Raw genomic sequence first — 24,009 nt, 5'->3', positions numbered from 1 at the left:
TTTGCTCTTTTTGATAGTGTGTAAGTTAAATAACCGGCAGGCAGTCCGTACATTGTTCTGATTTCGGCGCTTTTTTTAGAATCGGAAAATTAACCAATAATTAGTTGTTGATGCAAAATAACGATGCCTCTTTTGCAGAAATAGTGCAACTTGTTGCGAGTGATTTTTGATATTTGAACAAATTGAGGTGCTTATTTATCGCTCTGTTCTACAGTTGTTTCACGTGAGAATTAAAGTCTGGTTTCTTCTTGATACGAGGCTTTTTACAGTGAAACAATAACTTAAGGAATGAGCAGCTATGCATTTAAACAACAGGACAGTGGCAAAGGGTGTTTTTACACTGAGCACTTTAACGGCCTCTTGCTTGATGGCTTTTAACAGCTATGCAGCCGTTGATTGCACGACACTAAGCCCTTGGGAATCGTCAAAAGTTTATACTGGCGGTAACAAGGTTCAGCACAGTGGTACCGCCTACCAAGCCAACTATTGGACTCAAGGTAACGATCCAGCCAACTTTTCCGGTGATTATGCCCAGTGGAAAGTGTTGGATGTTTGCGCCACTTCCGGTGGTGAGAACCAGCTACCGACCGCGAATCTCTCTTCACCTTCCGCAGCAGATGTGATTGCTGTCGGTGATACCGTAATATTAAGTGCGAACGCAACCGATAGTGACGGCAGCGTTGCTCGAGTCGAGTTTTCTGTCGATGGTGCAATTGTGGGTATAGTCACCACGGCACCTTATAAAGCCACGTGGGTCGCAACCGCTGGTCAGCATGAATTCAGTGTTGTAGCCATCGATGATAAAGGTGATGCTAGCGTGAAAAGTGCAACGACCTTAACGGTGAAAGAAGCACAACAACCAGGCAACCAGGCTCCAACTGTTGATATTACGCTTTCTGCGGTTTCCGTTGACGTGGGGGCTTTAGTCACCTTAACCGCAAACGCTGCTGATACTGATGGAAGCGTCGATAAAGTTGATTTCTTCGTTGCGGGAACGCTGGTTGGAACGGCTGTTAGTGCTCCGTATACCTTAGAATACACCGCGACAAAAGCGGGTAACTTGGCGGTGTTTGCACGCGCCACTGATAACCTTGGTGCGACGACAGATTCCACGTTAGCGACTTTAACAGTCAATGGCGCGCCAATAGCTAATAATTGTCGTCCTGATGGTTTATATCAAACCGAAGGTGTGAATGTACCTTATTGCACCGTTTATGATGCGGAAGGTCGTGAGATCATGGGGGCGGATCATCCACGTCGTGTGATCGGTTATTTCACCAGTTGGCGTGCGGGTGATGATCCGCAATCGGCTTACCTTGTAAAAGACATCCCGTGGGAGCAGCTCACGCACATTAACTATGCCTTCGTCAGCATAGGTTCTGATGGCAAAGTGAATGTGGGCGATGTGAACGATCCCAATAATGCGGCAGTGGGCAAAGAGTGGCCTGGGGTTGAGATTGATCCTGCATTAGGCTTTAAAGGTCATTTTGGTGCGTTGGCAACAGCGAAGAAAAAATTTGATGTTAAGACCTTAATTTCTATCGGAGGCTGGGCTGAAACTGGCGGGCACTTTGATACGGCTGGCAACCGTGTCGCCGATGGTGGTTTTTATACGATGACAACCAACGCTGATGGCTCTATCAACCACGCTGGTATTGAAAAATTTGCAACATCGGCTGTTGAAATGATTCGTAAATATCAATTCGATGGTGTCGATATCGACTATGAATATCCAACCTCAATGGCGGGCGCAGGTAATCCAGATGATAAAGCGATTATGGAACCTCGCCGTGCTTATTTATGGGCGTCGTACCAAGAGTTAATGAAGGTACTACGTCAGAAGCTTGATCAAGCATCGGCACAAGATGGCCACCATTACATGCTGACGATTGCAGCACCGTCTTCTGGTTATCTATTGCGTGGTATGGAGACGTTTGATGTCACTCAGTATCTTGATTATGTGAACATCATGTCTTATGACTTACACGGTGCATGGAATGATCACGTGGGTCACAACGCGGCTTTGTATGACACTGGTAAAGATTCAGAGTTAGCACAGTGGAACGTGTATGGTACGGCTCAATACGGTGGTATTGGTTACCTCAACACTGACTGGGCTTATCATTATTTCCGCGGTTCTATGCCCGCAGGGCGTATCAATATCGGCGTTCCTTACTACACGCGCGGCTGGCAAGGTGTCACGGGTGGAGAGAATGGTTTATGGGGGCGAGCGGCATTACCTAACCAAGCTGAATGTGCTCCGGGCACTGGTGAGGGTGAGAAAAACAACTGTGGCCACGGCGCGGTGGGTATTGACAACATGTGGCACGACACCGATCCGAAAGGAAACGAGATGGGCGCAGGTTCAAACCCAATGTGGCATGCCAAAAACCTAGAGAAGGGGATTTGGGGCTCTTACGCCCAAGCTTATAACCTTGATCCAGTGAATGAGCCAGCCGATCAACTTGTCGGTCTTTACCAACGTCACTATGACAGCGTTGCCGTCGCGCCTTGGCTGTGGAATGCCGATAAAGGGGTGTTCTTATCAACTGAAGATAAAGAGTCTATCAACACCAAAGCCGATTATGTCATCGATAAAGAGATCGGCGGCATCATGTTTTGGGAGTTAGCGGGCGATTATAACTGTTATGTCTTGGACGCTAATGGTCAACGCACTCAAGTGGATTCAACAGAGCAAGCTTGTGCAAGCGGAAATGGCGAATACCACATGGGTAATACCATGACGAAAGCAATTTATGACAAGTTTAAGTCGGCAACGCCTTATGGTAACACGCTTGCAACAGGAACGATTGCCAGTGAAACCGTAGATATCGCGGTCTCCGTTGGTGGATTTAAGGTGGGTGATCAAAACTACCCAATCAATCCGAAAATCAGCTTTACTAACAACACAGGTCAAGAGATCCCAGGTGGTACTGAGTTCCAGTTTGATATCCCCGTATCTGCACCTGATAATGCTAAAGACCAATCTGGTGGTGGTTTGAAGGTGATTGCTTCTGGCCATACTCGCGCCAACAACGTCGGTGGTTTAGACGGCGTCATGCACCGCGTAGCGTTTAGCTTACCTAATTGGAAAGCTCTGCCCGCAGGCGGCGTGTATGAGTTGGATATGGTTTACTACCTCCCTATTTCTGGGCCTGCAAATTACAGCGTAAACATTAATGGTGTCGATTACGCCTTCAAGTTTGAACAACCGGATCTTCCACTTGCTGACCTATCTTCTGGTGGCAGTGACGGTGGAGATACTGGCGGTGGCGATACCGGTGGTACCACGAATCCTAGCAATGTCATTACTTGGGTTCCCGGATCCACACAGGTGAAAACTGGCGATGTTGTGATTTACAACGGGAAATGTTTTATTGCCAAAAACAACCCCGGCGTTTGGGAGTCACCGACTCAGTCAAATTGGTTTTGGGATGCAACAACGTGCCCATAACCGAGCGTGATTAATCGGTATGTTTTGAACTCAGTGTAAAGTAAGAAGCCTTAGCGTGTGCTAAGGCTTCATTTTAATGAGGGATAAATTGAGTGGGCAAAAAAATATAGGTTTAGAATTGATAACTTTCGGGTACCACAACAATGCCATTTTCTGAAATACGGAAACGCTGGGCATCTTCAACTGGGTTTAAGCCAATTTGAGTATGTGGAGGGATTTTTACATGTTTATCAATAATACATCTCATGAGCTGACACCCTGCGCCGACTTCAACATCATCAAATAAAATGCTATCGACCACTGTTGCACCATCATCAATTCTGACGTTTGAAGAAATAATGGAGTGTTGTACAGAACCTCCAGAGTTAATCACACCGTTTGAAATAATCGAATTAATGAATATACCTTCGTTACCTGTTGCAGAAGAAACCGTGCGCGCAGGTGGGTATTGCGCTTCGTATGTTCGAATGGCCCAGTTTTTTTGGTATAAGTTCATTGGTGGAACGGGTTCGAGTAAATCCATGTTAGCGTTATAAAAAGAATCAAGTGTTCCGACATCTCGCCAGTAACAATCTTTAGCGACTCGCCCCCGGTCACCGCAAAACTCATACGCATAAGCAGCATGGCTTTCAATCAATTTGGGAATGATGTCATTGCCAAAATCGTGACTCGAGTTTTCCAGTTCAGCATCATTAATCAAAGCACTTTTTAATACTTCCATATCAAAAATGTAGATCCCCATAGAAACTAAGCTGCGATGAGGATTATTGGGCATGGAGGGTGGGTCACTTGGTTTTTCGATGAATGAGGTGATCTTGAAGTCATTATCCACATTCATCACGCCAAAGGCAGAAGCTTGTTCTCTTGGGACATCCATGCAGGCGATAGTCAGTGCAGCATTTTTTTGCTTATGAGCTTCGAGCATAGAGGCATAGTCCATCCGGTAGATATGATCACCAGATAAAACAACGACGTGTTTGGCATCACTGCGTGAAAGTAGCCACATATTGTGATAGATAGCGTCCGCCGTTCCTTCGTACCATTTTCCGCCTTTTCTCATCTGCGGGGGGATCACAGAAATGAATTCGCCGAGTTCTGGATTGAAAATAGACCAGCCATCACGTAAATGTTTTTGTAATGAATGAGATTTATATTGAGTCAGGACCAAAATCTTTCGCAGCCCTGAGTGTAGGCAGTTGGTGAGTGTAAAATCAATGATTCGATATTTTCCACCAAAGGGTACAGCCGGTTTTGCTCTGTCATCGGTTAGCGGAGATAGCCGCGAACCGACACCACCTGCTAACACAACGGTTAGTGTTTCTTGCATCTTATTTCTCCCTAAATATGTGCAATCTGTTTACCATATTAGAGAGTAGTACAAGTTTTAAGCCAAAAGTAAAAATGATAGCGAACAATACGTTACAAACTAAGTTTGCGATAATTGCACGAAAATAAACCCATTTTATTTCTCGATGCACTTAAATGGTGCTAATTGTTAAGCAAACTCTTCCATCTCGACACTGGTCAATACCGAGACAAGATTACGCCCCGAAGCTTTTGACTCATACAATGCAATATCGGCCCGTTTATACACTTCTTCTGGTTTTTCTGTAATGTCAGTGATGCCACCGCTGATCGACACTTCTAAACGATGATTTAAGTGAACGGCTACTCGTAAACGGTGCATGACCAACTCAGCTTCTGCCAGTGGTGTATGAGGCATAATGATGGCAAACTCTTCGCCTCCGATGCGAGCTAAAAAGTCCGTTTCTCTTAGGTGCTCACTTAATTGTGTTGCGACAGAACGAATGATTTTATCGCCTTCTGCATGGCCTAATTTATCATTAATACGTTTAAAATGGTCGATATCAATAATCGCTAAGCACGACTGTACTTGAGCTTGGTAACGTTTTACGCGTAAGCATTCTGAACGCATTTCTTGATCAAATTTCCTGCGGTTCCAAATGTTGGTGAGCGCATCTTTCTCGCTGAGCTCACGCAGGCGATTTTCTAGCTCTTTGCGATGACTAATATCAACAAAGGAGGCCACATAAAACTGAATAATTCCGTCTGAATCACGGATGGTTTGAATACGTAAGATCTCGGTTTGCATTGAGCCATCTTTACGCTTATTAATGACTTCACCTTCCCATAACCCTTCGTCTTGCAGCACTTTCCACATATTCATGTAAAAAGCTTGATTGTGCTTACCGGAGGAAAAAACGGAAGGTTGTTTACCTCTTACCTCGGCTAAGGTGTAGCCGCTGATCCGGGTAAACTCATTGTTTACTTTGATAATGCGGTTATTACGATCGGTAATCACCATAGCGGACATACCATTCATCGCCGCCCTAGCCAGTTTGCTCTCAATACTGTTTTTATCGTGGTTTGCGTTCCAACGAATAAAACCGGCCGCAATCGTCATTACTAATAGCGCTATGCCAACCGCTTGAAAGCTAATTTTTAGCTCTGTGGCAGAAAGCAATTTATTGAGCGCATCACCATTTAATGACTGAATTAGGTAAATTGGCTCCATTTCAGGGAATATGGATTGCAAAGGAACTTGAGTAAAACTATACCAGCAGTTGTTATCCCATACCGTGCCAGAAGCTTGCTCTTGCATACTTTTCCAGAGTATAGGGGCGACACTGTTAATATTCAGCAGGTGGTATTTCGACGGGTTTTCTTGCTGAGATAAGATCTCATTTTCATGATGAATATACTGCCCCTTGAAACTGATGATGTCTGGGCGACTCAGTGAATTTAACCTCTGGTTAAATTTTTTGTACAACTGGGTTAAATTAAGATTTGCTACAAAATAGCCTTGCCTTTTTCCATCAAAATCTATTGGTGCAATAATCCTAAATACTGCGGTTATCTGGGAAGTAGCACCATAATTTTCTTCTTCTCTTTCACTATCAACACCGAAGATCCCAATTTGGTTTGGGGAAAGGTTTTGCGCATACTGAAAATAGTCTCGGTGCAATTTGTTTTTTAGTTGTGATCTTGGTACTGCTTCTGTTGATCCATTACTCTGATTCACGCGAATTAATTCGTTACCCGCTATATCAAAAAGCCTGAGCCGAGAATAAAGGATTTGAATACGAGCTGCTAATAACCAAAACGCCTGTACCGCTTCGATATTTTCGGTGGAGGGAAGACGTAACGCGCTGTACAACATGGTGTTGTTTGACAATATTTGAGTGGAATTGTAAACGTCATTAAACGCAGTAAGCAGTTCGTGCTTATTGTATTCGAGTTGAGAATGGCTTTTTTGTTCGATCATTTGCACAGTTTGTTCATGAGCTTTGTCGAATTCTTTGACGAAATAAAGAAAGGGCACAACCCCAAGCACGACACTAACAAATAGCCATTGAGCTAAGTATTTATAGAAAGAGCGAAACATAGCGGCACATATAAGTTATTGAGTGCATAGTATATCGCTGATATATGAGAAGTCGCTTCCAAATATCTGATATCGTGGAGTACATCAAATTTGTGGGGTAATTCTGTTGATACAAAGAGTAAAAAGAAGCGCACAAGTAGCGAAGAAGCATCATGCGCTTAAGCCTGAAGGCCACTTTACGTTTTAGAACTGAAAACGAACATTCATGACGATCTGTGGGCCGTAAACGCCGTTGTTTTTGGTTTCAGCTCCTAACGATAATTGTTCGGTAGAGTGAAAACGTAATCCAGCGCAAAATACCGAGTGTTCATCGTTCTTACCCAGTTTAATATTGGCTTCAATTTGGCTCGATAACCAGATCCGGCTGCCAATATTAAACTCCAACTGGGTTTCGCTTTTGCCACCCTGTTCATCGGTAGGTCTAATGTGGTGAACAAGCATTTGTCCGTAGACATCGGCAAATTGGTTTATTGGACCGTTAAAGCCAATTCCGCCAGCGGCATCCCAATCTCCGTCAAATCTCGAATCGTAACGAGCGACCAGGTGTGTATTATCGGTTAAATAAGTACTAAATTCTGCACCTGAGGATTCAGGGCTGATAGCGGTTCTGACTTCAAAGAAGTTATAATTAAAATTGTTAGCTTGCGCAGAGAAAGAAAGAACGCATGACAAACCGACTAGGCCTAGTGAGTACGCTTTTTTATACATGTACGCTTCGTCCTGAAAAGATGAAAATTAAGCTGAATAAGATACAGCAATGGCCTGCAAATTACAGGCCATTTTCACAAAAAAATCCATCTTATTTTTTGTGTTTTACCATCAAGAGAGCAATAAACAGTAATGATTATAGAACTTGGATCTGATCCACTTCGATTTCAGGTGTCAGCCCTCCTTCATATTCGCCATAAAGGCGAACCTTAGTCTCGGCATTGAGTGGCGCTGTGAAGTGGATATCATCATCCAGTTCTACTTGAATCTCACCGTTGCCATCACTGAATACGAATGTGTCTTTTCTGATTTGACGAATCAACTTTCCTTCAACCACAACATGCTTTTCTGTAAACATATTGGTGTCTTTTAGCAACGATTCCACAGACGTAAGTTCGATAGGACCATTGTAATTGATGGTATTACTGTTTTGGTTATGGTTACCTGCAAAAGCGAAAACAGGAGCAATAATCATCGAAGCTGCTAGGGCTAGTGTTGTACGTTTCATTTTTAATTCCTCTATGGGTTTGTTGTTTTGATGAAGCGATTTAAACACTAAGATGTTGAACACACTCTGAGCGGAACATTAATATTCCATTCATTTTATTGAGTGAGTAGCAGCTGTGACGGTATGATTACCAGCAAACGCCTATCGTAGAGTTAATATGGAATCAACATTAAGGTCATTGATGGTGCAGGGCACCACTTCCGACGCTGGAAAAAGTGTGCTAGTTGCAGGCTTATGCCGAGTGTTAGCACGTCGAGGAATAAAAGTAGCCCCTTTTAAGCCGCAAAACATGGCGCTCAATAGTGCGGTGACGGCCGATGGTGGCGAAATCGGGAGAGCGCAAGCTGTTCAGGCTCAAGCGTGTGGCGTTGAGCCATCGGTACACATGAACCCTGTATTACTCAAGCCAAATTCAGACACGGGTGCGCAGGTTATCCTACAAGGCAGAGCGCTCTCTAATATGGAAGCAACGGGTTATCACGATTATAAGAAAGTCGCGATGAATACTGTGCTTGATTCCTACGCTCGGTTACAAGCCGAGTATCAAAGTGTCATGATTGAAGGGGCGGGAAGCCCGGCTGAAATCAACCTACGCGAAAACGACATTGCTAACATGGGGTTTGCTGAAGCGGCCGATGTACCTGTAATTATCATTGCCGATATTGATAGAGGCGGTGTATTTGCTCATTTGTATGGCACGTTAGCACTGCTTTCTGAATCGGAACAGTTGCGTGTAAAAGGGTTTGTGATTAACCGCTTTCGAGGTGATATTGCGTTACTGCAATCTGGCCTTGATTGGTTAGAAGCAAAAACGGGTAAACCCGTCATTGGTGTGCTGCCTTATTTACATGGCTTTGATTTAGAAGCTGAAGATGCGATCACTCAAGCGCAAACCCTCAGCAGCAACAGTAAATTGAATATTGTGGTGCCAGTGTTAACTCGCATTAGTAACCATACTGATTTTGATGCGTTGCGTTTAAATCCTGATGTTGACTTACGTTATGTGGGAAAGGGTGAACGGATCGAAAATGCGGATCTGATTCTGCTTCCGGGCAGTAAATCTGTTAGGGACGATCTTGCGTATCTTCGCTCGCAAGATTGGGATCAGGATATCAAACGTCACTTGCGTTTCGGAGGCAAAGTGATGGGCATTTGTGGTGGTTACCAAATGTTAGGTCGGGTAATTCGCGATCCACTCGGCGTTGAAGGTGGAGCGGGCGAAAGTGAAGGACTGGGGTTGTTGAACGTCAGTACAGAACTCACCGCTGAAAAAACGCTCAGGAATGTTCAAGGCGAGCTTATTTTACCGCAAGGTAAAGCGAAGGTCTCAGGCTACGAGATCCACGTTGGACGCACAACGCTCGATGATGCATCATCCTCAGCAATCATCACGTTAGACAATGGCAACCGTGACGGTTTATTAAGTGATTGCCAGCAAGTGTTGGGGACTTACATGCACGGAATTTTTGATAGTTTTCCTGCAACTGAGCTTATCTGTCGCTGGGCTGGTGCCGCTGATATAAGTTATTACGATCATGTGGCGCAAAAAGAACAAGCCATTAACCGCATTGCGGATGCGATTGAAGAGCATTTGAACTTGGCCTTATTATGGCCAGAATTAACGGAGCGTTAACATGAGAAAAATACTGCTCTCTATCGTCGCCATGCTGTGCTGTACGGCGGTTTATGCACAAGAGAAAATCACTGTTTATGCAGCGTCATCCATGACGAATGCGGTTAATGAATTGATTGCGGCTTACCAGCCGAAACAACCGTTAGATATTGTGCCCGTTTACGCGGGTTCATCCGCGCTTGCTCGTCAAATTGAGCAAGGCGCACCAGCGGATATTTTCATTTCAGCCAATGATAACTGGGTTACTCACTTGCTTAACAAGAACATTGTGACGAGCGATAAGGTCACATTGTTGGCTGGAAATCAGCTGGTGCTTATCGCCCCTCAATCGTCGAAGCTCAATTCGCTGGTAGTAAATGATGTTGCGGCATGGCTTGACGCCTTGAACGGTTCACGTTTAGCGATAGGTAACACAATGGCGGTGCCTGTGGGAATGTATGCCAAAGAGGCACTAGAAAAGTTAAAAGTGTGGTCGTCGCTCGCCCCTATGCTGGCTCAAACCAATAACGTACGTTTAGCGCTTGCGCTAGTGGAACGTCAAGAAGCCGCACTTGGTATTGTATATAAGACGGATGCATTGATGAGCAATAAGGTCAAAGTGGTACACGAATTTGATTCAAGCCTACACAGCGCCATCCATTATCCTTTAGTGCAGCTAACTGAGCGTGATACGGTGAATCAATTCATGCTTTTTTTACGCAGCGATCAAGCAAAAAGTATCTTACAGAACTACGGTTTTAGCGTGATGACAGGAACGGATTCCTTTGCTTTCTGAATATGAATGGGTTGCACTGCAACTGAGTTTAAAAGTCGCGATTTATACCGTGCTTTGGCTCTTACCGCTGGGAATGTTTTTTGCGTGGCTACTCGCCAGAAAGCAGTTTTGGGGTAAAAGTATACTGGATAGCCTAGTGCATTTGCCGCTCGTTTTACCGCCAGTGGTTGTGGGGTATCTTCTGTTGATCACCATGGGTAAACAAGGCGTAATTGGGCAGTGGCTTGATAATATGTTTGGCTTGCGTTTCAGCTTCAGTTGGCGTGGAGCCGTGTTGGCGTGTGTCATCATTGCACTGCCCTTGATGGTTCGTGCGATTCGCTTAAGCCTTGAAAGCGTCGATCCTAAGTTAGAGCAAGCAGCTCGAACCTTAGGCGCTTCACCACTCAAAGTTTTTTTGACCATTACATTACCCTTAACGATACCCGGGCTGATCACTGGCGCGATGCTCTCTTTTGCTCGCAGCCTAGGTGAGTTTGGAGCCACCATTAGCTTTGTGTCCAATATTCCCGGTGAAACACAAACGCTTCCTCTTGCGATGTATAACTTTTTAGAAACGCCAGGAGCCGAAATGGAAGCGATGCGTTTGTGTATTATCTCCATCGCGATTGCCTTGGCTTCGTTATTCATTTCTGAAGTGATTAGCCGCCGAATGACTCGGCGCTTAGGGACTCAATGATGAGTGGGTTAAAGATTCAATTTGAAAAACAGTTAGGTGATATCAAGCTTAATGCGGATTTGGTTTTACCAAGCCGTGGTATTTGTGCTGTTTTCGGGCGTTCAGGGGCGGGGAAAACCTCCTTCATCAATATTATCAGTGGACTGGTGAAGCCTGAACTTGGTGAAATCGAGATCAATGGCCGCATCCTATTTAGTCAACAAAAAAAGATTAACTTGCCTGTTGAAAAGCGCAATGTTGGTTACGTTTTTCAAGATGCTCGATTGTTTCCACATTACACCGTTCATGGCAATTTAAACTATGGTGTCAAAAAAAAGGATGCCGACCACTTCGCCGCTATCGTAAAATTATTGGCTTTAGCGCCATTACTTACACGTTATCCGCATGATTTATCGGGTGGGGAGAAACAGCGAGTAGCGATTGGCCGAGCCTTACTATCCAAGCCAGATATTTTATTGATGGATGAGCCGTTGGCATCGCTCGATATGCCGCGCAAACGTGAAGTGATGCCTTTTTTGGAAGAGCTGGCTCATAGCGTACATATTCCAATTCTCTATGTGACGCACAGCATGAATGAAATTTTGCGTCTGGCTAATCATTTAGTTGTGTTAGAACAGGGCGCTGTGCTGATAAGCGGTGAGCTAGAGCAAGTGTGGTCTTCAAATTATATGCGTCCTTGGCAATCATTTGCCGACCAAAGTAGTCTGTTTTCTGCCCACATCTGCCAGCACAACAAAGATTATGCGCTCACACAGGTCTCGCTTGCAGATGATGTCAAACTTTGGGTGCAATATGTGGAAGGCGAGGTAGGCTCTGCACTGCGATTACAGATCCGTGCAAATGATGTTTCGGTGGCGCTTGATAAGCCAAACCGGACGTCAATTCGTAATATTCTGTCTGCGCAGATTTGCCAGCTTGAAAAGCAGCCTCAAGGTACTGATAAACAGAGTGTGGGGATAAAACTCAAGTTAGGCGAAGGGTGTTACCTGTGGGCTACGGTAACCAAATGGGCGGCCGATGAGCTACAACTGGATGTTGGTGATTCGCTGTATGTGCAAATTAAAGGGGTGAGCGTGTCGCAGCGTGATATCGTCTTAACGCATTAATATTTTTCATTATTAATGTATTGATTCAATAACCTAAGCCTCTCTTATCCCGAGTTCAGGTTCAATAGAAAAAGCCGTCATATAAAATTGACGGCTTTATGCTCAATGATGTGCGTTTTATTTTGCAAACACGTCTTTAAAATCGCGTTTTAGAATCGGGTCGCGGCGTGCTTTTTTGATCTGTTTAACCATATCTTTCACACAGTTATGCAGCACTTGATCAAGAAGCTCTGCTCGGTACTCTTCTTTATCTTGGTCTGTCATCTCTTTCGGTAAATTCAATGTTGGAAACTCCTCCATGACATTGACACCAGCAAAAGCTTGGCTGACAGAGATCAACGCATGAAACTGTTCAAAATTATCCAACACATTTTGCGCACTGGCTGGTAGAGAGTTCCAAGACTCGCGTACCGCTTCTTCAGAGACTTCATGTATAGACACGACCATGTAGTACATCTCTTGTGGCACTTGATCAAATTCAATTACTTGGCGCAATTCTGGCGAGATGGCGTCTAAGTCCACTACAGGTTGTTCGGTTTGCTTTACTTCAGACATGAAGATATCTCTTTAGGGGAAAAGCTACATGCTAAAAATTTATAGCGAAAAGTCAATATTGTGCGCAAAATTAAACAAAGAAAGTGAATAAATCTATGTTATACGTAAGCATATGATTGAAATTTAAAGGGGTTACAGATGGTAAGTTCGGGCTCTTCTATGAGGATCTTACTGGTCGATGACGTACAACTGGATCGAATGCAACTCACCATTCGTCTTAAACAGCTCGGTCATCACGTGGAGGCGGTTGCCAGTGGACAAGCGGCATTGGATAGTTATTGCCAATTTGATCCAGAACTGATTCTGATGGATATTTCGATGCCCGGCATGAATGGTTTTGAATTGTCGAAAAAAATACGTCAGCAATACCATGAATGGGTGCCTATTATCTTTTTAAGTGGGCATGATGAACCGTCGATGATCGCGCAAGCGATAGAGGCAGGCGGTGATGATTACTTAACCAAGCCAGTCGATAAACTGGTACTCAACTCCAAATTATTAGCCATGCAGCGTATTGCAATTATGCGTCGAGAGCTTAAACGCGCAACGGTTAAACTTGAAGAGCTAAATGGTGTTTTGCAGCAGCAAGCAAATGAAGATGGCTTAACGCAAGTCTTTAATCGTCGATTTATAGATGACAAGCTTAAAGAGATGATCAGTTGGCATGGGCGGCACAAATTTCCAATGAGCCTCATTTTAATCGATGTGGACTATTTCAAACGATTTAACGATAACTACGGCCATATAGAAGGAGATAACTGCTTGATTACCATTGCGCAAACGGTGAATCAGTTATTTGTGCGTACTGGTGAGTATGTAGGGCGATATGGCGGTGAAGAGTTTTTAGTGCTGCTGGGCAATGCCAATTATGAACAAGCACTGATTGCCGCTGAGCGAATCCAACAATCAATGATTAAAGCACATTATCCTCATCAATACAGCGAAATTGCCGATCATGTCACCTTATCTCAAGGTGTCATCTCGTTAACGCCGAATGGCACTGAGTCTATCGCTAATATTTACAATCTGGCCGACGAAGCCTTGTACCAAGCAAAGCATCAAGGTAGAAATTGCTTTATTTCTTACGATGTTACCAATGCAGCATTAAGCTAATACACACACTGCACTCGCTCTTTTTTGTTAGTACATAAGCAATATGGTCTACACTAGTACTAACGCTTTGGATTAGAAGTCAGGATGCATATATCAACTTTTTTGGCTTATGGGTGCACTTTATGGACGGATTGCAGTATTTTTCACCAGATAGGGTGGCGGACATGGTGGGTGAAGAGAATGTGAATGAGATGCTGTGCGGCTATCGAACAAGCCTATTGGAAGCTTTGAATAAACTTAGCAATGCGTTTTGTGGCAACCAAGTTGAGGTGATTCATCACATTTCACACACCATGAAATCGTCATCTCGGTTTGTCGGAGCGGATGTATTAGCATTTGAATTCCAGAAACTTGAAGCCGCAACTGATAATCTAACCAATGTTACTCAAGACACCGAGTTTTCAATCAGTTCGATCAATGATCAAAGTAAGTTGTTGTTGGACGAAATCAACCAATATATGAATAAATAAAACAATGAAGCTAAGTGAGAATCAAATGGAAAAAGTACATTTGAAGGTCATGTGCATAGATGATGATGTTTTTATGCTTAAAGCCATTGCTCGTTTGATCAGGCGTATTCGTCCAGAATGGGAAATTATACTCGTTTCAGAGCCACTAAATTGGTTGTCAGAATGGAATAAGTATAATTGCCAACCGCCAGCCATTATCATTTCAGATTTACTCATGCCGCATAAATGTGGCGATGAGCTGTTAGAAGAGGTAAAGCAGACTTACCCGCAAGTAGTGAGAGCTCTTTTAACTGGTAATACGCAGGAGAATTTGCCTCAAAAAGCGCATGCGTATTCCCACTTCGTTCTGCCTAAGCCATTCACACAAGAGGACTTTGAACGCTTATTTGAATGTACCGAACGTCTTTATCAAATGCCGTTTAACAATGAGTGCCGAACTAAACTCGGAAGTTTGAAAGATCTTCCGGTATTACCCAATTCGATACACCGTTTACAACAAACTATTGCCTCTCCTACTTGTGATCTTCAATCAATCGCAGACACCATTAGCCATGAGCCTGTATTAGTCGCACGAGTGTTTCAAATTGCCAATTCTTCTTACTTGGGTTTTCGTCGAACCACAGATTCATTATCGGAAGCTGTTGGACGTTTAGGTGCGACTTTAGTGGAGAGCATCGCCATATCGTTATTGAGCCATCACGCTAACAGCTTAGTTTCAAAAAAGGCCCACCAAGATATTTCAGAACAGGCGCTGAGGGTGAGCTATATATCCCGTTTACTGGCTAAAAACTTGGGGTACTCCTTACAAGATAAAGATCGGGTGTTTGTCTCAAGCTTGCTTACCGCAATCGGAAAATTGATTTTGATGGAGGAAGGCGCTGATATCCATAATGTTGATTCTTTCTTAGAGCTTCAACAAGAATATGCTGATTACTACATAGTAACGGCATACATGCTGATGATATGGGGATACGGTTCAGAGATTGGAGAGATCGTTCTTAATCAAAGTAAGAGTGATTTTTTTTCAGATGACAAATCTGTTGTACTTGGAAGTATTGTGGGGCTTGCAAATCGCATAGAAGCATGTAGGGAAAATGAGAGCTACCAAACACTGATTGACGGTGTACCAAGTTCCATTGCAAGCGTATTAGTTGAGCTAAAACCCATATTTATTGAGTAATTATATAATTACTTTTTTTGATTAGAGGGAGCGAGCATGGCAATTAAAATTACAATAGCAGACGATTCAAAGATGTCGAGAAAAGCGGTAATGAGGGCGATTCCTGAAGAGTGGGATGTAGAAATCAGCGAAGCCCAAAATGGCAAAGAAGCCCTAGTCAATTACCAAAATGGGTGCGCTGAAGTGATGTTTTTAGATTTGACCATGCCAGAAATGGATGGCTTCCAAGTCCTAGAATATCTGCACAGCGTTGATGCTAAAAGCATTGTCATTGTCATTAGTGCCGATATTCAACCTTTTGCTCAGCAGCGCGTAAGAGAACTCGGTGCAGTCACCTTTTTGCAAAAACCACTTGACCCAGCACAGCTAAAACAAACATTGCACGAGGTAGGACTATTATGACAATGGCACTTTCAGAAGACCATAAAGACGCCCTGCAAGAATTTATGAATATCTCAATGGGCAGAGCAGCAAATAAACTGGCTACCTTGCTTAATTTGCACGTCACTATATCTGTACCCAGTATTGGAGTGGCAACGGATGAGGATTTAGCGCAACTGCAATCTTATGAAACCGATTATTACTACACTCGGCAGTCTTTTTTTGGTGGCATGGATGGTGAGTTAGTGACCTTAATGAGCAGAAAAGGCTGTGAACAGATAGTGAGCGATCTAAAACAATCAACAGGTGATGCTCAAGATGTCGTGAGCCTAGAGGAGAGCATTTTAGATATCTCGAATATTTTATCTGGTGCAAGTCTAAAGGGTCTATGTCAGCAAATAGACATAAAAACTAAAATTCAGTCTCCAGTGCTGTTTTATCCGTCAACACAGCCGCTTCCCATTTCTCAGTGGAAGCTATCTTTAATTATGGAAATCTCTTTTTTAGTCGAAAAAGCGTCATTCTCTGCTAAAACCATCATCTGTTTTGCAGACAACGAATTGGATAAGGTACTCATTCACCTCGATGAGTTGATGTAGGAGTTTGGAATGGGAAAAAGCCGCTTACTGCTTTCTGATCTGCTGGATCAACTCTCTTTTGCGTTGTGCATAGTACGGCAGGATTACATTATCGTGAAAGCTAATGACTATTTCCAATCCCGAGTCATTTTTGATGGTGATGTGATGCAAGGAAAGAACATACTTGAACTATTTCCTCATTCCGCAGACTACCTTAAACGAAAAATTGATACGGCATTGGTGATTGAAACTTCAAGCTTTAGTAGTTGGGAGCAGAAGCCTCACCTATTGCCCTTTAAAAGTTCCCGCCCTGTATCGGGTGAAGAAGAACAGATGTATCAAGATTTGGAGATCATCCCTATTCATAGTGAAGATGGGACTATCGAGCATGTCTGTATATGTGTCTATGACGTAACAATTCAAGCTAGTCAGCAGCAGGAACTTAAGCGCATTTCGCATCAATTAGAGCAAGAGCATCAAGCGCAAAAAGTATTGATTAAAAAACTCGAAGATGCACAAGGACAACTACTGCAATCAGAGAAAATGGCCTCTATTGGGCAGCTTTCAGCAGGCATCGCCCATGAGATCAATAATCCAGTGGGGTTTATCACATCCAATATTCAAACACTGAGTGACTATTTTCAAACGCTAGCCGCCGTTTTAGAAGGGATAAAACAGCAGGTTTCACAAGCAAATGATACCGCTCTAGCGGCAAAGTGTGAGTCATTACTACAAGAGAAACAGATTGATTTTATTTTAGAAGATACGGCAGATTTGATTTCAGAATCACTAGAAGGTTCATCTCGAGTAATGGCCATTGTGAAAAATTTGAAAGAGTTTTCACACGTTGATGGTTCTGAATGGAGCTATGCAAATTTGGAAAACTGTATCGAATCAACGCTGAAAATCATCAATAACGAAATCAAATACAACATTACTTTAGAGAAGATATATCAAGAAAACGTGCCTGACGTGTATTGCCAGCCAATGCAGATTAACCAAGTTCTTCTTAATATTCTTGTCAATGCAAGTCAGGCGATTGTCGGAGAAGGCACCATCACCATCTCATTAGCTAAGTTAAATGAGAAACAGGTTGAAATTCGCATTAAAGATACGGGAAGTGGTATTCCTGATGCGATTAAAGATCGCATCTTTGAACCCTTCTTTACCACCAAAGCGGTTGGGTCCGGCACAGGATTAGGTTTATCAGTTTCGTACGGGATCATCAATGGTCATAAAGGCACCATTGCAGTTCATAGCGAAGTGAATAAAGGTACTGAATTCATCATTACGTTGCCGATAGATGCAATCGAATTGGCTACACTAGCAATAGAGTGAAAATTATCGTTATTTGATTAGGGAGTATGCATGTGAGTAAAACCCAGCAACAGGAAGAAAATAGACGCTTTCAAGAAGAACACAGCTTGGACTCAACATTTCACTACGTCGTACTTTCTTTGCTAGGAGTTATGTTTTCAAATCAATCACAAGAAGACAAGTTAGATCAGTTTATTACTCATGTTCAGCCTTTATTCCCTAATACACATATCGTGCTATTTTCTTACAATTCTGAGCAGAGGCTCAAGATACTGCGTTCTAGTTTTCCAATCACCGATGCAATGAAGTTAGGCACATACCCGGCCTTAGCCGATACGGAGTTTAGTTACTTCCCTGATTTAGCCAATGATGCGGGGAAATTCTCAGACTATCACAATGACTTTCCTGCTTGGAAAAGTGGCGTTACCTTTTCCGTCTCCTCACTGACGCGGCGCTATAGCCTGTTTCTTGCGCGAACAACGCTGAATGCTTTTGACTTAAGTGAATTAGAAAAAATCCAAGAAGGCATGTTACTGGTTGAGATGGCCTTAAAATTACTGTCGTCTATGCGGGAGAGTAGTAGTGATCTTCAACGAAATGAGCAAGATGCAAAAAGGGTTTCTTTAGGTAAATTGGCCGCCGGTGTTGCGCATGAAATCAATAATCCACTCGGCTTTGTGATGAGTAATTTCAACACGTTAAGTTCCTATCTTGCCCAAGTGAAGGCACACCCAGAGATCCAGCAGATCAACGACTGTCAGTTGGCAGAAATACTTGATGATAGCGAGTCTATCATTGTGGAAAGTTTAGAGGGGCTTTCGCGTATTAAAAACATTGTAGCGAGCTTGAATGTGTATTATCACGAGTCCAAATTATCAGTTGGAATGGTCGATTTAAGAGACGTGGTTAGCTCTGCAACTAATATGGTGTTGGGTGAAATGAAGCTGAAAGCACGCTTAAATTATGAACCTCCTCAAATACCATTTTATGTTCTAGGGCAACCCCATAAGCTCCAACAAGTACTGATTAATTTGTTAGTCAATGCGTTACAGTCATTCTCTCATACTGATGGTGAAGTCAATGTCGCCTTGTATATGGAAAACAGCTTATTAATCGAGAATAAATCGAGTGTCTGTCTATCGGTATGCGATAACGGTAAAGGCATTTGTCCGGAAGATTTAGTGTACGTTTTTGATCCTTTTTTTACCACCAAGCGTATCGGTGATGGTGCAGGACTTGGATTATCTGTTGCGAAAGAAATCATAGAAGAGCACCTCGGGAAAATTGAAATTCAGTCGACGATAGGTCAAGGAACCTGCGTCTATATTCGTTTACCGCTTTATGTTGCACCTCATCATTCGATGAAAGGATTGGGGTAATTGTATGTTTCGATATAAAGAAATTCTGCTTGTAGATGATGAGCCAGCGGTACTTAAAGCTTTAACTCGTGAATTCAAACCGCATTTTTCTGTGGTTCATTGTGCGAGTAGCGGCCTTGAGGCTCTGACTATTTTAGAGCGGCACCCTATCGAAATTGTGATTTCTGATTATCGAATGCCTAATATGGATGGGACAGAGCTGGTCGTCAATATTCGCAATAAGTATCCTCATGTTGTAACCATTATTCTATCTGGTCAAGCTGACATCAAAGGTTTGTCTCGTGCTTTGAACGAAGGGAAATTGCATCGTTTTCTCCAAAAACCATGGGATAGAGAGGAGCTGATTGAAACCATACGTTTGAGTTTATTGGAGCGTGAAGCATTGCTAGGTAGTGATGTGCTGACGAACTTAAAAAACCGGCGTACGTTAGATGAACAGATTATCGAATTGAAAAAACATGGTGACTCCTCATACGCTTTGGTCATGGTGAATATTGCTAATTTAGACGAAATTAACCATCAATACGGCGGAGCGCTTGGTAATCAATTTATTAAAACGCTGGCGTGGCATCTGAGTGATGGTAATACAGAGCCGGAAACCATATATCGCTACAAAGATAAGCTGTTTATGTGCATTCCATACAGCCCCAAAGGTTATCAAGTTGTGATGCGCCTATGTTCGCGGCTCTCTCAGCCTGTTGAAGTCGACACACATCTTATTAAAACCAGATACACGGTTTTGCTCTGTGATGTTAAATCGTTGCATCAAGTCGATGATATATCTATTGCTGACCTTAATGAACGCTCGCGAGTGCGTTTGCATCATCAACTGCCGATTTACTGGCTCGATAATGATCCTCAATCCCGAGAGTTATTGGCGCTATTTTCTGTATTAAACGATATCGATAGACGCTATTTCTGCGCGTTTTATCAGCCGCAACTATCGACGGTAACTGGTGATGTTTGTGGATTTGAAGCATTAGCTAGGCGCAAAACAGTTGAGAATGAGTGGCAATATCCAGCCAGTTTCTTACCCATAATTGAGCAGTATGGTTTAACTAAAGTGTTGACCGAAAAAATATTGGAAGACGTACTGATGTTCATCAAACAACATCAGAAACTAATTAAAGATCGAAATATCAGTGTTAATGTGCCTGGGAACATGTTGATAAATGGGCAATTTTACGAATTATTGACTAAGCTAACTACAAAGCTCAGTTGCGGTTTGAATAACTTGTCAATAGAGATAACGGAGCATGACTTTATTGAGGATTTTATTCAGGCGAAACAAGAACTCAGTAAACTGAAAGGGTTGGGATTGAGCTGTGCACTGGATGATTTTGGAACTGGATATGCGGGCTATGAATATCTGTGCGAAATGCCTTTCGATGTACTTAAAATTGATGGACGATTTGTTCAAGCAATTGGCAAATCAGCGTCCAATGAAGTTATTCTGAGGGCAATGATAGACAGTGCTGAATCACTTGAAATGGGAGTGATCGCCGAATGGGTTGATACTCAGGAGCAAGCGGATAAATTGAAAACCTTGGGCTGTTCCATTATCCAGGGGCATTTGGTGAGTCAGGCATTATCATCAGACGACGTGGTCAGTTATTTGTCTAGAATGGAGGAGGAACGATGGAAAATGTCGCACAAAAAATAGCGATTGGTGGTGATAGACTTAGCCTTCTGCTGCTAGATGATGAGAGCGAAATTCTAAAATCACTAACGAGGGTTTTGCGTACAGATTATGACATAGTTTCTTTTAATAGCGGAAAGGAAGCCTTGGAATATTTAGAGCAACATGAGGTCTCTATTATTATCTCTGATATGCGGATGCCAGAGATGGATGGTGCCGATTTTCTCGCAAAATCAAAAGAATTATATCCTGAGACGATTCGTATCCTGCTTACTGGATATAGTGATATTCAGTCAACCGTCAGGGCAGTAAATTCCGGTGGAATTCATACCTATATTGGCAAACCATGGGATAACGAAAACCTAAAATTGATCGTTTCAAAAGCAGCGGAGTTTTATCGTCTGACAAAAGAGCGAGAACATTTGGCTATCGAGTTAGAAAAACGCAATAGCGAGCTCGAAGTGGTGAATCTAGCCTTGGAAGACAATAATCGTAAGCTGGCTGAATTTAATCAAGATTTAGAGCAGAAGGTAAAAGAGAGAACGTTAGAGCTGCAATCATCTAATAAAAAGTTAGAACATTTATTGATAAGTCGTAACAAGACGTTTAAAGACATATTGGGTATGGTTACTGCGATCATTCAATATCGAACGGGACACCCAGCCGATCACGCAGAGCGTATTGCTAACCAAGCGAAGGTAGTAGCGCAGCGGTTAAAACTGCCTGAAAGCCAAGTGAGTCATGTCTATTTGTGTGGTTTGATGCACCAAATAGGATTAATCGGCGCGAAAGATAAAGAACTTGAAAAGTTGATTGTTGATCCAGAAACCTCAATTCCTCAGAGTCCTAATGCCAATTCTGTATTAGGTGCCGAGATTTTAGGCCGAATTAAGCGCTTTGAACCACTAGTTGAGATCATTCGCCACCAAGATGAGTTGTATGACGGTACTGGTAAGCCAGGACATTTACATGGTGAAGAAATACCTTTGTGTTCACGTATTATTAAAGTGGTTAAAGATTATGACTACTATATTGCATCACCAAATAATCCACGTCGTATGCATACCAAAAGTGCGCAGAGTTATATAAAAGAGCAGGCTGGAACCTTATATGATCCTACAGTCGTGGATGCTTTTTTAATGGTAGTAACTTCGTTAAAACACTTGGAGGATGGCCTAGAATTGTGCATTGGTTTGAGTGAAGTGAAACCGGGTATGAAAATTAAGCGTGATTTGTACTTACCCAATGGAAACTTAATGTTGACCGCTGGCAATCAAATTAACTCAGCTTTGTTGGCGAAATTAAAAGAGCTTGAAGAACAGACTAATATGCCAATCGCGGTTTACATCGGTTAACTTAAAAAGAGTGCCGCATCAGCAGCACTCAATTGAATCTTTTATTGTTTTGCAAACAGATAAGTACGGAACCCACCAATCAAGTTACGTGCTTTAAAGCCATTATTGGCCAGTTGGCGGTAGGCTACATTACCGCGCAACCCGACTTGGCAATAAATGATGATCTCTTTGTCTTTAGGCAGTTCATCCATACGTTGACGAAGTTGGTCAACCGGAATATTGATGTCGCCTTTGAGATGATTACCATTTTCACGTTCACTTGGATTACGTACATCCAAAATAATATGCGTGTCACTTAGCGAATCGATTTGATCAAAATGGATGGCTTTTGCATCGCCTTTCATTATATTTGTCGCGACAAAAGCTGCTTGGTTAATCACATCTTTCGCGCTGCCGTATGGTGGCGCGTAAGTCAGCTCTAAGTGTTGTAGTTGTTCTACTGTCATACCTGCACGTTGAGCGACAGCCATCACGTCGATACGCTTGTCGATGCCATCTTTACCAACCGCTTGTGCCCCGAAGATTTTGCCTGATTTTGGATCGAACAGCATTTTGAACGACACCACTTCAGCGCCCGGATAGTAGCTCGCATGGCTGGCTGTGTGAACGTACACTTTTTCGTAATCAACGCCGTCACGTTTTAGTTGCTTCTCATTTTTGCCTGTGGATGCCACGGCTAAGTCGAATATTTTACAGATTGCGGTTCCTTGTGTTCCTTGATAGGTTTCGTTACGACCAAGCATGTTATCAGCTGCCATGCGACCTTGGCGATTGGCAGGGCCTGCGAGTGGAACCAGCGTTTGTTTGCCTGTAACAAAATCCTTTTCTTCGATCGCATCGCCGACGGCGTAAATCGCTGGATCGCTGGTCTGCATCTGTTCGTTCACCCAAATGCCACCAAGTTCACCGAGTTGTAAGCCCGCTTCAGCAGCCAGTTTGGTTTCTGGACGCACACCAATCGCCATAATCAGGATGTCAGTGGTGAGTATTTCACCATTGCTGAGCACAAGATCCAGTTCACCTTCGATGTGTTTGTGCTCCAGAGTTTCACCCGATTCTGTGCTAGGTAACGTCGCCGCTGGTTTATATTCGACCGATTTTAAGGCAACACCTAAACGTAAATCGATGCCTTTAGCGCGAATCTCCGCATGAGCAAAGCCCGCCATTTCACTATCGACAGGTGTCATTACCTGATCAGCCATTTCGATCAGCGTGGTTTTGATACCGAGGTGATGGAACGCTTCCATCATTTCCAAACCGATAAAACCACCGCCGACGACAGTTGCATGCTCAGGTTTATTCATTTGCAGCGTCTGGATGATTTTATCCATATCTGGAATGTTGCGCAGCGAATGGGTCAGTGGGTTTTGAATCCCAGGAATCGACGGGACAATAGGACCCGCTCCAGGGGAAAGCAGCAAAAAATCATAACTTTCTTGGTACTCTGACTGATCCAGCAGATTGCGTACAGTGATGGTTTTCGCTGCACGATTAATGCGCAGCACTTCATTCATAGTGCGCACATCTACATTAAAACGCGCTAAAAAGCTTTCCGGTGTTTGTAGCAGCAAATTGCTGCGCTCTTTGATGTCACCGCCGATGTGATATGGCAAGCCACAGTTAGCAAATGAAACGAAGGGGCCCCGCTCAAACATAATGATTTCAGCTTCTTCGCTGAGTCGACGAGCACGAGCCGCTGCGGATGCACCACCCGCGACACCACCAATAATCACAATCTTAGTCATAAATTACTCCAGTAAAATTAAACAAAAG

At 43.2% G+C, this 24,009-nt stretch carries 20 protein-coding genes; 14 read left to right on the top strand and 6 right to left on the bottom strand.

Annotated elements, in window-relative coordinates:
* Window positions 1-298 precede the first annotated feature (298 nt).
* Window positions 299-3,454 carry a chitinase C-terminal domain-containing protein gene (locus AACT23_RS17525; protein WP_094130177.1) on the top strand — a complete coding sequence of 1,052 codons (3,156 nt, stop codon included), beginning with the start codon at window positions 299-301 and terminating at the stop codon, window positions 3,452-3,454.
* Window positions 3,455-3,566: 112 nt separating this feature from the next.
* Here AACT23_RS17525 and glgC read toward each other — a convergent pair whose 3' ends face one another.
* From glgC to AACT23_RS17505, 4 genes are all read right to left on the bottom strand, one after another.
* On the bottom strand, window positions 3,567-4,781 hold the full coding sequence (gene glgC / locus AACT23_RS17520; RefSeq protein WP_017047223.1) for a glucose-1-phosphate adenylyltransferase: 1,215 nt from the start codon (window positions 4,779-4,781) through the stop codon (window positions 3,567-3,569).
* Between the two features lie 168 nt (window positions 4,782-4,949).
* Window positions 4,950-6,860, bottom strand: a complete 1,911-nt coding sequence (locus AACT23_RS17515; protein ID WP_094130174.1) for a sensor domain-containing diguanylate cyclase — start codon at window positions 6,858-6,860, stop codon at window positions 4,950-4,952.
* Between the two features lie 183 nt (window positions 6,861-7,043).
* A complete protein-coding gene (locus AACT23_RS17510; protein WP_017046411.1) occupies window positions 7,044-7,568 on the bottom strand; it encodes a hypothetical protein in 525 nt (174 codons plus the stop codon).
* Window positions 7,569-7,704: 136 nt separating this feature from the next.
* Window positions 7,705-8,076 (bottom strand): YgiW/YdeI family stress tolerance OB fold protein, encoded by a 372-nt coding sequence (locus AACT23_RS17505; RefSeq protein WP_026029118.1) that lies wholly within the window; start codon window positions 8,074-8,076, stop codon window positions 7,705-7,707.
* A gap of 157 nt (window positions 8,077-8,233) precedes the next feature.
* Between AACT23_RS17505 and AACT23_RS17500 the strand changes: the two genes are divergently transcribed.
* From AACT23_RS17500 to modC, 4 genes are read left to right on the top strand one after another with little or no spacing between them, the layout of a single operon-like run.
* Entirely contained in the window at window positions 8,234-9,709 is a 1,476-nt protein-coding gene (locus AACT23_RS17500) for a cobyric acid synthase (protein ID WP_094130171.1), read from the top strand.
* 1 nt (window position 9,710) lies between these two features.
* The gene (modA, locus tag AACT23_RS17495) at window positions 9,711-10,484 is read left to right on the top strand and encodes a molybdate ABC transporter substrate-binding protein (protein ID WP_017048761.1); all 774 of its coding nucleotides are present in this window, start codon (window positions 9,711-9,713) and stop codon (window positions 10,482-10,484) included.
* Complete coding sequence (gene modB / locus AACT23_RS17490) at window positions 10,474-11,163, top strand: molybdate ABC transporter permease subunit (RefSeq protein ID WP_017046414.1); 690 nt, start codon at window positions 10,474-10,476, stop codon at window positions 11,161-11,163. Before modA ends, modB begins: the two co-directional genes overlap by 11 nt.
* Window positions 11,163-12,269: a molybdenum ABC transporter ATP-binding protein ModC gene (gene modC, locus AACT23_RS17485; protein WP_176428704.1), complete on the top strand. Its 1,107-nt coding sequence runs from the start codon at window positions 11,163-11,165 to the stop codon at window positions 12,267-12,269. The genes modB and modC overlap by 1 nt, the downstream gene beginning before the upstream one ends.
* 117 nt (window positions 12,270-12,386) lie before the next feature.
* Here modC and AACT23_RS17480 read toward each other — a convergent pair whose 3' ends face one another.
* A complete protein-coding gene (locus tag AACT23_RS17480) occupies window positions 12,387-12,824 on the bottom strand; it encodes a DUF3069 domain-containing protein (protein WP_017046416.1) in 438 nt (145 codons plus the stop codon).
* Window positions 12,825-12,962: 138 nt separating this feature from the next.
* Here AACT23_RS17480 and AACT23_RS17475 point away from each other — a divergent pair, with 138 nt between their 5' ends.
* From AACT23_RS17475 to AACT23_RS17435, 9 genes are all read left to right on the top strand, one after another.
* Window positions 12,963-13,937 (top strand): diguanylate cyclase domain-containing protein, encoded by a 975-nt coding sequence (locus AACT23_RS17475; protein ID WP_094130163.1) that lies wholly within the window; start codon window positions 12,963-12,965, stop codon window positions 13,935-13,937.
* Between the two features lie 164 nt (window positions 13,938-14,101).
* Window positions 14,102-14,407 carry an Hpt domain-containing protein gene (locus tag AACT23_RS17470; RefSeq protein ID WP_017048759.1) on the top strand — a complete coding sequence of 102 codons (306 nt, stop codon included), beginning with the start codon at window positions 14,102-14,104 and terminating at the stop codon, window positions 14,405-14,407.
* Window positions 14,408-14,411: 4 nt separating this feature from the next.
* Window positions 14,412-15,587 (top strand): HDOD domain-containing protein, encoded by a 1,176-nt coding sequence (locus AACT23_RS17465; protein WP_094130160.1) that lies wholly within the window; start codon window positions 14,412-14,414, stop codon window positions 15,585-15,587.
* A 36-nt stretch (window positions 15,588-15,623) separates the two neighbouring features.
* Window positions 15,624-15,989: a response regulator gene (locus AACT23_RS17460; RefSeq protein ID WP_013867878.1), complete on the top strand. Its 366-nt coding sequence runs from the start codon at window positions 15,624-15,626 to the stop codon at window positions 15,987-15,989.
* Entirely contained in the window at window positions 15,986-16,567 is a 582-nt protein-coding gene (locus tag AACT23_RS17455) for a chemotaxis protein CheC (RefSeq protein ID WP_013867877.1), read from the top strand. The genes AACT23_RS17460 and AACT23_RS17455 overlap by 4 nt, the downstream gene beginning before the upstream one ends.
* 9 nt (window positions 16,568-16,576) lie before the next feature.
* A complete protein-coding gene (locus AACT23_RS17450; RefSeq protein WP_017047214.1) occupies window positions 16,577-17,884 on the top strand; it encodes a sensor histidine kinase in 1,308 nt (435 codons plus the stop codon).
* A gap of 26 nt (window positions 17,885-17,910) precedes the next feature.
* Window positions 17,911-19,242 carry a sensor histidine kinase gene (locus AACT23_RS17445; RefSeq protein ID WP_094130157.1) on the top strand — a complete coding sequence of 444 codons (1,332 nt, stop codon included), beginning with the start codon at window positions 17,911-17,913 and terminating at the stop codon, window positions 19,240-19,242.
* Between the two features lie 4 nt (window positions 19,243-19,246).
* Entirely contained in the window at window positions 19,247-20,905 is a 1,659-nt protein-coding gene (locus tag AACT23_RS17440; protein ID WP_013867874.1) for an EAL domain-containing protein, read from the top strand.
* The gene (locus tag AACT23_RS17435; RefSeq protein WP_013867873.1) at window positions 20,881-22,236 is read left to right on the top strand and encodes an HD domain-containing phosphohydrolase; all 1,356 of its coding nucleotides are present in this window, start codon (window positions 20,881-20,883) and stop codon (window positions 22,234-22,236) included. The genes AACT23_RS17440 and AACT23_RS17435 overlap by 25 nt, the downstream gene beginning before the upstream one ends.
* Window positions 22,237-22,277: 41 nt before the next feature.
* On the opposite strand, the gene AACT23_RS17430 is transcribed toward AACT23_RS17435, so the two are convergent.
* On the bottom strand, window positions 22,278-23,981 hold the full coding sequence (locus AACT23_RS17430) for an FAD-dependent oxidoreductase (protein WP_019280889.1): 1,704 nt from the start codon (window positions 23,979-23,981) through the stop codon (window positions 22,278-22,280).
* Window positions 23,982-24,009: the final 28 nt, after the last annotated feature.

This window comes from Vibrio sp. V09_P4A23P171, from assembly GCF_963875615.1.
Taxonomy (GTDB): Bacteria; Pseudomonadota; Gammaproteobacteria; order Enterobacterales; family Vibrionaceae; genus Vibrio; species Vibrio anguillarum.
Note: the sequence above shows the minus strand (reverse complement) of the source record. Positions and strands in the feature narration are given on the sequence as shown.